The following is a 14,422-nucleotide window of genomic DNA, read 5'->3' as shown; positions in this document are numbered from 1 at the left end:
CTGTGAGATTATAAATCCCTGAAAAAAATTGCAGGTTTTGCATAACGCTTAAATTTCCGTAGAGAGAAAATTTTAGTGCCATATAGCCAATTTGGGCCCTAGCCTCGCCAGGAGCATCCTGCAAATTAAGCCCTGTCACAAATGATTCCCCTGCTGTAGGTTTCAGCAATCCACACATCATTTTAAAGGTGGTCGATTTACCCGCTCCATTTGGACCTAATAATCCAAAAATTTCTCCACTCTTAATTTTAAAAGTAATGTTATCTGCGGCTGTAAATTCTCCAAATCGCTTAGTTAAGCCGATGGCTTCTACGACAGGTGTTTCTTCAGGCTTTATTGGTTTGGTAATTTTGGCTAGTTCTGATTCACCGCTCGGCCCCCCACCTAAAATATCAATAAAGGCATCTTCAAAACGAGGAGGCGTTTCCTCGAGCTTAGCTTCAGGTCCAGCTCCCAATGTATTCAGATCTAAACGATGGCTTTTTCCTTTAAAAACAATCCGTACATCTCGACCTTGAATGACCCCGTCAATCACATCTTCCGAAGATAAAGCCTTTACTAAAACAACCCGCTTCCGTCCTGTGATATGTTCGATTTTAAAGGTTTGTCCTTGTACTCGCTTTGTCAAATCTTGGGGAATCCCGTTAAATAACATCTTGCCTTCATTTAATAGAAGAACGCTATCACATTGCTCAGCTTCATCTAAATAAGCGGTGCTCCAAAGGACTGACACACCTTCATCAATCAACTGGTGAACCATCTTCCATAATTCACGTCGAGAAACAGGATCAACTCCGACGCTGGGCTCATCCAATAATAATAACTGAGGTGTCCGGATCAATGCACAGGCCAGCCCAAGTTTTTGCTTCATCCCTCCCGAAAGAGCACCTGCTAGTCTCTCTGTAAAAGGTTCTAAAGATGTAAATTTTAATAGTTTTTCGAACGTTTCTTTGCGTTCATTTTTTGGCACGCCCCTCAAACTTGCGTAAAGATCAAGGTTTTGCTGAACGCTCAAATCTTCATAAAGACCAAATTTTTGCGGCATATATCCAAGAATGAGATGAATCTCTTCAGCATCATTAACCGTATCAAACCCAGCTACCGATATATTTCCTTTTGTAGGTAGAAGCAATCCAGCCATGAGACGAATCAGAGTCGTTTTCCCTGCACCATCGGGCCCGACTAACCCCACAATTTTCCCTTTCGGAACGGATGCTTGAATACAATCCAGGGCCGGAGCTGACCCTTTTTCAAAAATTTTAGTTAATTGATTGATTTGAACAAGATCACTCACGATTGTTCCTGATGGGGATCATCCCCCAATTTAAGTCTCACTGTTACCGGCATGCCTTGTCGTAAATATCGATCTGGGTCATCTACAATGACTCTTAAACGATAAACAAGATCGGTCCGCAACTGGGTGGTTTCCACGGTTTTCGGAGTAAATTCGGAAACAGGTGAGATAAAACCAATATGTCCATGATAGACAGGCATAGTGGGAGTATCCGTATAAACTTCTGCTGGCATGTTGGGGTAAATCTTTCCTAAATTACCCTCTGAAACATAGGCTCGAATCCATAAGGGAGATTTAATGGAAACCGTACAAACAGGATCACTTTCTTTGACGACAGAACCTGGTTCCCGAATTCTGGTTAAAATAAACCCATCTGTCGGAGCATACATTTCTGTATAAAACAAGTTATCTTGTGCAACACGCAAAGAGGCTTGAGATTGTTCTAAATTTGCGGTTAAAACATTCCAATTTGAATAAGCATCATCTAAATCTTCTTGTGAAACAGATCCTGACGGAAGTAGCTCTTGCCTTCTTTTGTAGAGCTTCTCTGCATTCGCTAAATTGGCACTAATCGATTTGACGTTCGCTTCAGCTTGTGCGACCTGATCTTCATAGATTTTTTTATCAAGAACTCCGACCAATGTTCCCGCATGAACTTCATCACCTTCGTCAAAAAATAATTTTTCAACCAGTCCACTTACACGAAAGCCTAGATCAACCTGCCGAATATCGACATTTCCATAAAGAATCAGTTCATTAGACCGGTCTTTCCCTGAAAAATACTTGTAAATCGCGAATATTCCTGCTGCAAGTAGAATACAGATCAGGAAAATAATCAAAGCTCTTTTCATTTTCGTCTCGCGTCACATTTATTTTTTAAATTAAAACCCTATATTCCATTTTTAGAAAAGGTTGTCAAGGGAACCCACAAATGAATGCTTTAAACAAATTTTGCATTTCCTCATTTAAAAATTTAAGTGTTCTTATTTTTTTTATAGACAAAAGTTACAATTTAAGAGAAAATAGAAGCTTTAATAATAGAATTTAGGCTTTTTATAATATGTCTACTCCTTCAAAAATCTATGATCGTAAAAATCCTTTTTTAGCCACAATCAAAGAGAGATATTCGCTTTGCAATCCCGGCTCCAAAAAAAATACCTATCATTTAGTTTTGGATTTAAAAGATTCTGGAATCTCTTATGCTGTTGGGGATAGCGTCGCTATTTTCCCTCAACACGATGTCGAACTTGTCGATCAAACATTGCAAATTTTAAACGCTTCCGGAGACGAAATCGTTTTTGACAAACGTGCTCAAGAAACACTTCCTCTTCGTACATTTTTAACAACAAAAGCGGCTATTACAACAGTCAGTCGCAAGTTATACACAGAAACTGCTGCTAGACAGCTGGACGCTGATAAAAAAGCCCAACTCGATTATTTTTTGCAAAGTGAAAATCAGCCTCTACTGAAATCTTATCTGGAAGAACATGGCCTGTGGGAATTTTTAGAAGAACACCAAGAAGTTCAATGGGATCTACAAGAACTCTGTAATTGCTTAATGCCTCTTCTTCCCCGCTTTTATTCAATCGCCTCTTCTATGAAAGCTGTCGGTGAAGAAATGCACCTGACTGTTGCCCTTCCTCACACACTGACAGATGAACAAATAAAACGGGGTGTTTGCACGCATTATTTATGTCATTTAGCCCCTTTAAATGAATCTGTCGTCCCTCTCTACGTTCAAGCTCACCACGGATTCACGACTCCAGAAAACATCCATGCCCCTATGATTATGATTGGACCAGGAACAGGCATTGCCCCCTTCCGCGCTTTTATGCAAGAAAGAATGGCCCAAAATGCACCCGGGAAAAATTGGCTTTTCTTTGGAGAATGGCATAGAGCCCATAACTTTTTCTATGAAGGTTATTGGAGAGACTTGGAAGCAAAAGGAAACTTACGTTTAGATGCTGCTTTTTCACGTGACCAAGAACAAAAGATATATGTTCAGCATCTTTTGCTTGAAAAAGGCGCCGAGGTCTTCGAATGGCTCCAAAATGGAGCAACTCTTTTTGTTTGTGGCGACGCGCATCAAATGGCAAAAGACGTAGAAAAAACACTTAAACAAATTGTGAGTACACACGGAAAGCTAGATGAAGCAGAGACTGAAAAATACCTTAAAACACTGAAAAGTGAAAAAAGGTATTTGCGGGATGTTTACTAAAAAGCAATAAGTATAAAGGTTCAAATAACCCAACCAAAATTGACTGCAGAGATACCAAACAATCGATCATCATAGAGTTATTTTGATTGCAAGGTCGAAAATGAATGCCTGATAGAAAAATTAACCTTCTATCAGCCATTCTTTGAAATTTATATTTGAGCGGTTCATGCAATAGGGGCGCCAGTAGGATCTGGGTGATGAAAATGTAAGCCATCCAATAAAGAGAAATTTGCTTCTTGAACATTAGAAGTCGACAATTCGTTCCAGCAGAACTCTCCAATTTTAGGGATGTCTGTCGTACGCTTTACTTTTTTTAAGTTTTTTGGTTAGAAGATAAAAAACTTTACCTTGAAAAGAAAATACATATAAATAGTGGAATTTTTAGTCGCTATCTCCGCCATTTCCCCCTTGTCCAAAATCGCTACCACCACCATTTCCTCCATGACCGCCATCCTGACCGGATTCACCTTTCTGTCCGAGATCTCCATCCTCACCCTTTTTATTCCCATAGCCATAAGAACCATGTTTTCCATCTTTGGCTCGAAAAGCACTAGAGCTATTGGTTTCAGCTAATAGCATCGAGGAAATCAATGTCAATCCAAGCAATATCACGATAAAATTATTTTTCATTTAGAATCCTCCATTGAATTGCGCCTTGAATATTTAGCTGATACTTTAGAAAGCAGAGAAATGGCTTAACATCGTATGAAGCAGGGAATTTTGGCAGACCTTGATATAGCTCAAGTGAGTTATATCGATTAAATGTCTTCCTCGGTCGTTAAGATGGCAAAGCACTGAACACCATCTCCACATCCAAAATCAGTTAATCCTTCCCCAGAAGTTGCCGTAATGCCCACTTCTTCTACACTCAATCCCATCACCTGTGCGATCTTCTCACGCATTTGAAGAATTTTGTCTTTAAACTTAGGCTTTTTCCCTTCCAATGAAATCGCTACATGCACAATTTTTTGTTTCCCTAAAGTTTTTAAGGCTTCTTTTAGATAAACTTCGCTATCTGTAATTCCATCGTTTAAGCATAGATCGTCGGCAATCCCCCCCAGAATAAGAACACCGGACAGCGAAGTGATCGCATTGCAAATGGCATGATACACAACATCTCCATCAGAATTTGCATTAAATCCTGGGGTATCATCAAAAATCACCCCTGCAATAATGCAAAGCTTAGATGAATCGGGTTGCAAAAAGCGATGGCTGTCTTGTCCTAGTCCCGTTCTAATTTTTTTAGACATACGAAGGTCTCCTGCTAAAAATCCATAAATCAGCAGCCATATTGCAGAAAAACCTTTTTATAAAAAAGAAAAAATTGTTCTTTCAAATTTGATAAAAATGAATTCATACAGAACCTTTATTATGGAAAAGAATTAAGAAATCAAATTACTTCTACCTTTTAGTATAGCTTGGACCCCATTATTACACGTTATTTCAGCTTTTATATTGAATTTAAATACTCAGACTGTTAAGAAGAGGTTGTCTTCATCTATATAATTAAAAACGATTCTTATCCCTCTAAAAGCGACTTGTGAGTCTCATGGAAATACTCAAAATTAAAGGCGGCGCACGTTTAAACGGAACTGTTAAAGCTGCTGGTGCAAAAAATGCAATGACAAAGCTGCTTGTTGCGTCTTTGCTCTCTGATAAAAAATGCACGTTTTACAATGTTCCTAATATTGGAGACGTGGAGGTCACGGTCTCTCTATGCCAAGAAATCGGCATGAAGGTCAATTGGGACCGAGAAGCAGGCTGCATGGAAGTCGTCACACCAGAACTTAAAACCGCCTATGTCCCTCAACGCTTTTCAGGATCTAATCGCATCCCTATTTTGATGATCGGCGCGCTCCTAGGACGAACGGATCAAGATATTATCGTTCCCACTGTTGGCGGTTGCGCAATCGGAAGCCGCACTGTCGATTTCCACATCGATGCTCTACGCAAATTGGGAGCCTCCATTGAATACCGAGAGATGAAAAGAGAGGGCGCCTATTTTGCACATGCTCACAATGGACTTAAAGGAACAATCATTCACCTTCCCTATCCTTCCATAGGGGCTACTGAAAATACCATTTTGGCTTCTGTAACTGCGCGTGGAATGACTGTGATTAAAAATGCAGCAACAGAACCTGAAATTATCGAACTCATTTTATTCCTCCAAAAGCTTGGAGCCAACATTTTTTACGATGTGGACCGTACGATTTGCATTCAAGGAACACGTCGTTTTTACGAAGTTGAACACACTGTTATTCCTGACCGCATTGAAGCGGCTTCATGGGGTATGGCTGCCATTGCTTCTAAAGGAAAAGTTTTCGTAGAAGGCGCTCAACACTACAATATGATCACTTTTTTAAACAAAATTCGTGAAGTAGGTGGTGGTTTTGACATTAAAAGCAATGGCATCGAATTTTTCTATGATGGGCCTTTACAGGGCGGCCTTCATCTTGAGACAGATGTCCATCCAGGTTTTATGACGGATTGGCAGCAGCCTTTTGTCGTTCTTTTAACTCAAGCATCTGGTTCCTCCGTTATCCATGAAACGGTTTATGAAAATCGTTTTGGTTACACAGAAGTTTTAGGAAGTATGGGAGCGGATATCACCTTATTTAGACAATGTCTCGGGGGAAAAGAATGCCGATTCAACGCACAAAGTTTCTGCCACAGTATTATCGTAAAAGGAGCGACTCCTTTGACAGGTAAGGAAATTAAAATTCCTGACCTTCGCGCAGGCTTTGCCTATGTCATGGCAGCACTGCTTGGATCTGGCGAAAGTACAATTTCAGGCTTACACTTTTTAGATCGCGGCTATGAAAACCTCGCAGGAAAACTGCAAAGCCTTGGAGCTGAAGCCTCTAGAATCAAGTTAGAGAAGAATTCTTCTCCTACATTTGAAGAGATTCAAAAACCAAGTATTCCAATGGTCGCAGAAGCACAGCTTGCTTAAAACCAAAGCTATCCTTTTCTCTTAAGTTTCGTTTGATTGTTTGAGCGAAATCTGCTTGAAAAAAGGAGAGTGAAACAGGATAATGAGCTCTAAAAGAGACTTATTTCATAGACCATCTCTTTTGAATTTTAAATCGGAGACCACAATGCCTAAAAATGATCAAGACCAAGATTCCATTCCGACCCCTAAAACGGAAGAAAAAATCGATCGTGCGCTTCTCGAAGCTAGACGCATTTTTCTAAGCGATGCCGTTGATAGCAATACAGCCGCAGATATCATTAAAAAATTGTGGTATCTCGAATTGACTGCCCCAGGAAAACCTATCCTTTTTGTGATTAATAGTCCTGGAGGTTCCGTTGACTCAGGTTTTGCAATTTGGGACCAAATCAAAATGATTTCTTCTCCTGTTACGACTCTTGTAACCGGATTAGCCGCCTCAATGGGTTCTGTTTTAAGTTTAGCTGGAGCACCCAAAAGAAGATTTGCGACTCCTAACTCTCGCTTTATGATTCACCAACCTCTAATTGGTGGTGTGATTAAAGGGCAGGCAACGGACTTAGAAATCCAAGCAAAAGAAATGTTAAAAACACGCAACACCCTCATTGAGTTATACATGCGCGAAACGGGTAAAGATTTTGCGGCTATTGAAAAAGCCATTGATCGAGATACTTGGATGTCCGCGCAAGAAGCTTATGAATTCGGCCTTCTCAGTGGAGTTGTCGAATCCTACAAAGATTTAAGCTAACTTAAATGAACTTTTCTTTTTCAAAATACAGTGGCTGCGGCAACGATTTTATTTTGATTGATAATCGCGATCAACGTTTCCCTGATCGCGATGCTTCTTTCATTGAGCGTCTTTGCCTGAGGCGACATGGAATTGGAGCCGATGGCTTAATTCTTCTTGAACTCTCCCATATCGCCGATTTTCGCATGCGAATTTTTAATGCGGATGGATACGAAACAGAAATGTGTGGTAATGGCATTCGTTGCCTAGTCAAATTTGCTCAAGAAATTGGCATTCAAAAAAAACACTACACCATCCAAACCATGCACTCTCTTTTAGAGGCATTTCCCTTCGGGGATTCGATCACGATATCTATGACAGATCCAGCAGAAATTGAATGGGATACACAAATTGAAGTGGATCAAACACTACTCACCGTGCATTGGGTGGATACGGGCGTGCCACATGCTGTCATATTTGTTGATGAACTTGAAGAAGCTCGTTGGATGACACTCGCCCCTAAAATTCGCGCTCACCCTCATTTTTCTCCAAAAGGGGTCAATGTCAACTTTGCTCAAATTAAAAAAGAGGAAATTTCTTTACGTACCTATGAAAGAGGTGTCGAACAAGAAACATTGGCCTGCGGCACAGGAGCAACAGCTGCTGCGATTGCTGCCGCCAAAATACAAGGAATCTCCTCACCTGTTTCGATCAAAACACGCTCCGGAGATAATCTTGAAATTCAATTTGAAAAAACGACAAAATTCCGCAATGTACGCCTAACAGGCCCTGCCATTTGTACTTTTAAAGGGGTTTTAGCCGGATAAGCGTTGGATTTGATTTAGCATTATATCCCTTATCAGCATGCCCATAGCCATACGGTCCCACATTAGGCTTTTCGAAATGGAATAGCTTTCGACATTTGTAAAGAAAAAAAGAAAATACGCGGTGCTTCCAAAAGTTTTTTGAATAAATAGTATCACTATCTGGCGCCCATTCTGTCTGAACAAAAGTATATTGTTTGAAACGTTTAGGAGCCTCTTTCTTTTTTTTCCCGGCTTCTTGACAGCTTTGCTCAAAGGTTTTTCCAAAGAGAGGATTGTCCTTTTCATCGACGGCTAATTTAACCCGCCCAAAAAGCAAAGACTTAATTTGGGGTCCTGTGATTGCGTACTGAGGGTTCGCGACGGCCGTGATTGTCTTATTCATCGGCGGAGGGCCTCCCGTCTTTCCATTAATTGTTCCGTGATCATAGTGACTAGAACCTCTTAAATAAGCCCCTCTCCGTGCCACTCTCAAGCAGTCATACAAAGCATAGGTTTCATTTTCTTCAATCAACATATGCTCACCTTGAAAAAATAAACGCATATACTTTTCATACTCGGAATAATTCTTTGCGTGCTCCCAAAATTTAGCGCTCATTACTTTTATGCTTAAAGCATCATGTTCTGCGGCCCTTTTAATCCCTAATCGGTGCGCTGTATTGCCATAAAATTTTAGGCGGGCCTCCACTTCACTTGTCAAGCTCGAATCGTAGGAAAGCCGGGTTTTTGCCTCCTGAATCAGATCCATCGCTTTCCGCATTCTTTCTTTTTTAGCTTTCGCCATGAAAATCGAAAATAACCGTTTTGTTTTACGACGCAAATGTGTGTCGATCAAATCGAGTGCAGCGTAAGCTTGATTTTGTTGAAGAGGGGTTAAATTTTCGGGAAGGGAAGCAACCCACTCCTCTACCGCTAGACTATGTTTCTTATCTTCAACGGCAAAAAACAGTAATCGACTGGCTTGGTCGGTGAATTGATCGATGCGATTCATTTTAAAAGCTCCTTTTCGTGTCTATGTAATCATTTTAATACAAAAACATCTTACTTACAATTTGTATAAATCATCATTTATTCTGAAATCCCCCTTTTCGGTTGAATGGAACTCTTTATTTTCAGTACAATCGAGTCAAATTCAGAAATTTATGAACTCACGTTTTTCTTTAGGGAGAGTCAATGAGCAATACCAAAGTTAAGCTCCAAGCACAAAATCCTTTAATCTTACGCAGCCATCGCTTGATGGAAGCTTTTGCAAAATCGGATGATGAAAGAGATTTTTACTTAGATAGACAAGAAGGCTTCATTATTTATGTCGATCTAGATAAGCCACAAGAGGATTTGGATGCGTTTGAGGAAGAGCTTAAAAATAACCCGGAACGCTATTGCCTCATACCAAAACTGACTTTTTACGAAACAAAAAAAATTATGGAAGGTTTCGTCAACGAAAAAGTCTACGATATTGACACAAAGGAAAAACTTTTAGATATCATTCAATCTAAAGAGGCGCGTGAGCATTTCCTTGAGTTTATCTATGATCATCACTCAGAACTTGAAAAATGGCAGCAGTATTACCAAGAGCGCTCTCGCATTCGCATTATCGAATGGCTGCGCAGTCATAACTTTCACTTCGTTTTTGAAGAAGATCTTGATTTAGCCAAAAATATGATTGAAAAATTGAAACGCAATCTTTTTCAACCAAAAGTCAGCAACGACATTGCTTCGGCACGTAAAGTCCTCACGGCTAAAGCAAAGACTTATTACTCCAGCGAAGCACTTAATCCACGACCAAAACGGGGTCGCCCTCCTAAACAAGCGGTAAAACAAGAAATTGAACCGCAAATGACGACTGATATCTATATCACAGTACCTTCACCGATTCTTCCACTCCTGTTCACTCCAGATATTTCGAGTGCATTTGATGTAACCTTCTCTTCTAAATTTGAAAGTGGAGAAGAATTAATGGCACATCGCCGCTCTCACTTGCTAGGTGATGTTGATCTCAACGTGACTGACCTATCCAGTAAATTGGAAACGCTTCGACATCTTTCCAATCGATGGGTGGAAGGAGAAGTTGAAAAAACCAAACCCGTTGTGCAAGAGAACTGGGATGACGATGAGGAAGATGATGAAGATGACGACTGGGATGTAGACGATTCTCCAAAAGCTTCTAAAGGTAAGAAAAAAGAATCTACAGCAAAAGCCGCAAAAGAACCAAAAGCAAAGCGCCTAACGAAAAGTAAAGCTCCTGCAAAAGCAAAACCTGCTGCTAAAACGAAAAAAGCTGCGGAAAAAGCCCCTGCAAAACCTAAAAAAGCTTTATTACGCCGCACAACACCTGGAGCTAAGCAAAAAACAAAAAAATAAGCTTTGAGATTCTATCCACATGCTTCGTCACAAAAAAAATGGAATCGAATGGCTAGAATTTGAGTTATTAGCTGACTGCAAAGGCCTCCAACATGGCACTATTTTACGCCAAGGAGGCTTTAGCAGTGGCTCGTTTTCAAGTTTAAATCTGGGTTTATATAGTACCCAAGACGAACACTTAGCAATTGCCCAAAATCTTGAGAAGGTGCAGTCCACACATCAACTCCCCTCTATTCACGTGGCTAAACAATGCCATGGAGATCATATCTGGCATATTAAAGATGCGAACGCTTCCCCACAAGAAGCTGATATGCTAGTCACAAATCTCTCAGAACAGGCATTGTTTGTCATGCATGCAGATTGTCAAGCTGTTATCATGTTTGACCCTATCACGCAAGCTCTTGCCAACGTGCATGTGGGCTGGAGAGGCAATGTTCAAAACATTCTTCAAAAAACCACTCGGTATCTGCAAACAACTTTTGGAACAAAACCTGAAAACCTCTTAGTAGGCATTTCACCCAGTCTCGGTCCAGAAAATGCGGAGTTTAAGCATTTTCAAACAGAACTCCCTTCCCACTTCTGGGATTTCCAAATTCGCCCTCTCTATTTTGATTTATGGTCCATCAGTCAAATGCAGCTAAAAGCATGTGGCGTTTTGCCTCATCACATTGAAATTGCAAAAATGAATACCTATTCCCTTTCTTTAGATTTTTTTTCTTACCGCCGCGATGGTATAACAGGAAGAAACGGAACCTTTGCAATGCTTGCTAAAAAAATTTAGAATATCGACTTTTGGATCTTACGTTCGGAGTGTTTTTATGTCATGGTCTCCACTAGCTTTGGAACATCAATCTATACTTGACTCTCAGTGGAAAACACTTTGTCAACAAAATGGAATTGTCCTATCTGAATATAGCTTTCCCAACAATTTTCTATTTCGTAAACAGCATGCGTATGAAGTCAAACACATAGACAATCTTGTCTTGGTGAGAGGCGTTTCTAGGAGCGGGGAAAATTTTTTAATTCCCACGTTTCATCCGGATAGATTATCTAAAGAGCGTATTCTTGAACTTTTAAAAATCGCTCCTTTATTTCCTATTCCAGATCAATGGTTGGATTGTTTCAAAGATTTTCCTGTGCAAGCAAGATATAACCGCGATCAATCCGATTATCTTTTTTCTGTCGATAAATTAAAGACTTTACCTGGGCGAAAATTAAGTAGCCGACGCAATCTCCTCCATCAGCTCACTCAAGAGCATGAAGTGCATACAGAGTCCTTTTGCGAATGCGATTATACGGATGCTTTACAAGTTTTAGAAAAATGGCAAAAACAATCTTCCTTTCCGGCAGATGAAACCGATTTTTATCCTTGCCAAGAAGCCTTAAAACATTTAAAACCGTTCCAATTTATGGGGCGTATGTGTTACGTGGATGGGGCTCCAGTTGCTTTTACGATTGGGGAAAAACTCACTCCGTCCACAGCTATTTTACACTTTTCAAAAGCTTTACATGCAATTAAGGGTCTAACTCCTTTTCTGTATGAAGACTTTGCAGCCCATCTTTCAGAAGATACTTTGTGGATTAATTTAGAACAGGATTTGGGAATTCCTTCTCTTAGGCAGGCCAAAGAGGCCTATGAGCCTGATCAACTCGTCAATAAATGGTGGATTTCTTTAGTTTGAGGTTTTATGCATCGATTTTACTTTTTACTGCTTTGGTTATGCGCATGTACAACTTTGCATGGCATAGAATCCCAAATTCAAGTCGGCGCAGACCGTGTAATGAATGCGCCTTATGTCTCCCTTTTAAAAGGAAAAAAAGTCGGGCTCATCACCAATCACACAGCTTTCAATGAAAAAAAACATTCCACGATTCAGCTCTTTAAAACCCACGCTAAATCCAAGGGTTTTAAACTAGTCGCCCTCTTTGGCCCTGAACATGGGTTAGATGGGGATGTCTATGCAGAGCAAGAGCTCCAATCAAAGGTTGATCCTGATGGCATTCCAATCCACAGCCTATATGGCAAAACACGAAAACCCACCGACGAAATGCTAAAAGGTGTTGACATATTAGTTTACGATATCCAGGATATCGGATCTCGCTCTTACACCTACAGCACGACTCTTTTTTATGCGATGGAAGAAGCTGCTAAGAAGAACATTCCTGTTTGGGTCTTGGATCGCCCAAACCCCTTGGGGGGCCTTATTATTGATGGACCCATGCTTGAAGAAAAATGGAGATCCTTTGTTGGATATATCAATGTCCCTTACTGCCATGGGATGACCATCGGAGAACTCGCCCAGTTCTTTAATCAAGAATACCAAATTGGATGTCAGCTTACCGTTATCCCCATGAAAGGCTGGCGACGAGATATGATATTCCAAGACACAGGTCTTCCCTGGATTCCGACAAGTCCATGCATCCCTGAGGCAAATACCACTTTTTATTACCCGACAACAGGTATTATTGGAGAATTACAACTTGTTAGCATCGGCATTGGTTATACGTTACCTTTCAAACTCATTGGAGCACCTTGGATTAATGGAACGACGTTAGCAAAGAAACTCAATGAGCAAGATTTTCCCGGGGTTCACTTTGAACCTTTCAAATATCGTCCTTATTACGGAAAATTTGCCAAGCAAGATTGCCAAGGTGTGTTAATTCTGATTACCAACCCAGCTAAATATAAGCCCGTTTCCACACAATATTTAATCTTAGGAATTTTAAAAACTTTGTACAAAACACATTTTCAGCAGGCTCTAGCAAAAGCCCAGAATCGTCAAGATATTTTCAATAAGGTCAATGGCACAGATGAAGTCTTTAAAATCCTTCAGCAAGAGCAGTACAGCACGTGGAAATTGCTCAGCCTGCATCAAAAAGAAAGAGAACAATTTGAAAAGAAAAGAATCAAATACCTGATCCCCGATTATGCCTTCTAAAGCTATGGAATCGGGGTTTTCATTAATTTGAAGACATCATTAATAGAGTTCAACCAAACATAGGAGTCTTTAACCATTTGTGTGGTCAAAAGATTCCATCCAAAGCAAATCACTCCAAGACCTAAAAGTGATTTTAGCGGCATCCCCAAAAACGTAATTTGTACTTGTGGAGCCAAGCGATTCACAATCCCTAAAAACACATCTGTCATTAAAATGGCCAACAAAGCTGGTGTTGCTAGCTGAATGGAGACCACCATCACTTTGTTTAATAGTTCAATTTGAGTCTTTCGAAAAGGTGATGCAGCATCAAAAAAGTTCGGATTGATGAACTGGTCCGGAGGAACAATTTCATAGGAAGTAAAAATAGCATCGATGAATAGAAAAGGAATATCTACGACCCAAAATAGAAAAATCAATACCATGTTTAGTAGTGTGCCCACCGGAGACGATTGGTTTTGAATAGTAGGGTCATTGACCATCAAACTCGCACCGCCGCGTTGATGATCGATAATCATTCCCGCGTTTTGAACAATACTAAACGGTATGCTGATAATAAAACCTAAGATAAACCCAATCAAAATTTCCTTAAATAGAAGCAACAGCGCATTGAAATTGAATCCAATGGGAGTGGTTGTCAGCAAAAGCATTTGTGGGAAAAAAATTACAAACAAAGAAATCGCCAATGACACTTTAACGGGGTGCGGCAAAACACGCGCTCCCAAAAAAGGGGACTGGGCAATAATGGGAAACATTCTAGCTAAAAATAGCAAAAAAATCGTCAATACCCCTTCGACTTCTCCAGTGGCAAGCGCACTGTTCAAAAAAACAGAGATATAAGCTTCTTGTTGAATTTCAGGCATGGTGATTGACTTTTATTTGGCTCATTATTGTGTCGCTAAGCTCCATTCAGGGAAATGCTGAAAGATATTAGAAGCAAATGTCATAATTTGAGCTCCCAACCACCCACCTAAGAACATCAATGTCAGTGTCACAGCGCATAACTTGACTGTAAAGGAAAGGGTCTGCTCTTGAATCTGCGTCGCAGCCTGGAAAATCGCGACCAAAAATCCAAAAAACATACTCACCAAGAGTGGAGGAGCTGATAAAAA

The 14,422-nt window shown here is 40.3% G+C and carries 15 protein-coding genes; 8 read left to right on the top strand and 7 right to left on the bottom strand.

The window, feature by feature from the left end:
• On the bottom strand, positions 1-1,294 hold a 1,294-nt coding region (locus AB7E63_RS11945), incomplete at its 3' end, for an ATP-binding cassette domain-containing protein (protein WP_428419580.1).
• The gene (locus tag AB7E63_RS11940) at positions 1,291-2,145 is read right to left on the bottom strand and encodes an efflux RND transporter periplasmic adaptor subunit (protein WP_006341484.1); all 855 of its coding nucleotides are present in this window, start codon (positions 2,143-2,145) and stop codon (positions 1,291-1,293) included. The genes AB7E63_RS11945 and AB7E63_RS11940, both read right to left, overlap by 4 nt.
• A gap of 209 nt (positions 2,146-2,354) precedes the next feature.
• On the opposite strand from AB7E63_RS11940, the gene AB7E63_RS11935 reads away from it, so the two are divergent.
• Positions 2,355-3,512, top strand: a complete 1,158-nt coding sequence (locus AB7E63_RS11935) for a sulfite reductase (protein ID WP_006341485.1) — start codon at positions 2,355-2,357, stop codon at positions 3,510-3,512.
• Between the two features lie 381 nt (positions 3,513-3,893).
• Here the strand turns inward: AB7E63_RS11935 and AB7E63_RS11930 are convergent, their stop codons facing one another.
• Both AB7E63_RS11930 and ispF read right to left on the bottom strand, forming a co-directional pair.
• Positions 3,894-4,142, bottom strand: coding sequence for a hypothetical protein (locus AB7E63_RS11930; protein ID WP_006341486.1), 249 nt, complete (start codon positions 4,140-4,142; stop codon positions 3,894-3,896).
• A 128-nt stretch (positions 4,143-4,270) separates the two neighbouring features.
• On the bottom strand, positions 4,271-4,762 hold the full coding sequence (gene ispF / locus AB7E63_RS11925) for a 2-C-methyl-D-erythritol 2,4-cyclodiphosphate synthase (RefSeq protein ID WP_006341487.1): 492 nt from the start codon (positions 4,760-4,762) through the stop codon (positions 4,271-4,273).
• 299 nt (positions 4,763-5,061) lie between these two features.
• Between ispF and murA the strand changes: the two genes are divergently transcribed.
• The 3 genes from murA to dapF all read left to right on the top strand — a co-directional run bounded on the left by murA (position 5,062) and on the right by dapF (position 8,016).
• Positions 5,062-6,465 carry a UDP-N-acetylglucosamine 1-carboxyvinyltransferase gene (gene murA / locus AB7E63_RS11920; protein WP_006341488.1) on the top strand — a complete coding sequence of 468 codons (1,404 nt, stop codon included), beginning with the start codon at positions 5,062-5,064 and terminating at the stop codon, positions 6,463-6,465.
• Between the two features lie 145 nt (positions 6,466-6,610).
• Positions 6,611-7,210, top strand: a complete 600-nt coding sequence (locus tag AB7E63_RS11915) for an ATP-dependent Clp protease proteolytic subunit (protein ID WP_006341489.1) — start codon at positions 6,611-6,613, stop codon at positions 7,208-7,210.
• 5 nt (positions 7,211-7,215) lie between these two features.
• Positions 7,216-8,016: a diaminopimelate epimerase gene (gene dapF / locus AB7E63_RS11910; protein ID WP_006341490.1), complete on the top strand. Its 801-nt coding sequence runs from the start codon at positions 7,216-7,218 to the stop codon at positions 8,014-8,016.
• On the opposite strand, the gene AB7E63_RS11905 is transcribed toward dapF, so the two are convergent.
• The gene (locus tag AB7E63_RS11905; RefSeq protein WP_006341491.1) at positions 7,994-9,004 is read right to left on the bottom strand and encodes a hypothetical protein; all 1,011 of its coding nucleotides are present in this window, start codon (positions 9,002-9,004) and stop codon (positions 7,994-7,996) included. The genes dapF and AB7E63_RS11905 overlap by 23 nt on opposite strands.
• A gap of 182 nt (positions 9,005-9,186) precedes the next feature.
• Between AB7E63_RS11905 and AB7E63_RS11900 the strand changes: the two genes are divergently transcribed.
• Genes AB7E63_RS11900 through AB7E63_RS11885 form a run of 4 tightly spaced genes read left to right on the top strand, consistent with a single transcriptional unit; the run spans position 9,187 to position 13,313 of the window.
• A complete protein-coding gene (locus AB7E63_RS11900; RefSeq protein WP_006341492.1) occupies positions 9,187-10,374 on the top strand; it encodes a UPF0158 family protein in 1,188 nt (395 codons plus the stop codon).
• A 19-nt stretch (positions 10,375-10,393) separates the two neighbouring features.
• Positions 10,394-11,155, top strand: a complete 762-nt coding sequence (locus AB7E63_RS11895) for a polyphenol oxidase family protein (protein WP_006341493.1) — start codon at positions 10,394-10,396, stop codon at positions 11,153-11,155.
• Positions 11,156-11,192: 37 nt separating this feature from the next.
• Positions 11,193-12,056 (top strand): DUF2156 domain-containing protein, encoded by an 864-nt coding sequence (locus tag AB7E63_RS11890; protein ID WP_006341494.1) that lies wholly within the window; start codon positions 11,193-11,195, stop codon positions 12,054-12,056.
• 6 nt (positions 12,057-12,062) lie between these two features.
• On the top strand, positions 12,063-13,313 hold the full coding sequence (locus AB7E63_RS11885) for an exo-beta-N-acetylmuramidase NamZ family protein (RefSeq protein ID WP_006341495.1): 1,251 nt from the start codon (positions 12,063-12,065) through the stop codon (positions 13,311-13,313).
• 2 nt (positions 13,314-13,315) lie between these two features.
• On the opposite strand, the gene AB7E63_RS11880 is transcribed toward AB7E63_RS11885, so the two are convergent.
• Both AB7E63_RS11880 and sctS read right to left on the bottom strand, forming a co-directional pair.
• The gene (locus tag AB7E63_RS11880; RefSeq protein WP_006341496.1) at positions 13,316-14,173 is read right to left on the bottom strand and encodes an EscT/YscT/HrcT family type III secretion system export apparatus protein; all 858 of its coding nucleotides are present in this window, start codon (positions 14,171-14,173) and stop codon (positions 13,316-13,318) included.
• A 24-nt stretch (positions 14,174-14,197) separates the two neighbouring features.
• Positions 14,198-14,422 (bottom strand): type III secretion system export apparatus subunit SctS (gene sctS, locus AB7E63_RS11875; RefSeq protein WP_428419579.1); only part of this gene is annotated, 225 nt, incomplete at its 5' end.

Source organism: Parachlamydia sp. (assembly GCF_050255895.1).
Lineage (GTDB): Bacteria > Chlamydiota > Chlamydiia > Chlamydiales > Parachlamydiaceae > Parachlamydia > Parachlamydia acanthamoebae.
Note: the sequence above shows the minus strand (reverse complement) of the source record. Positions and strands in the feature narration are given on the sequence as shown.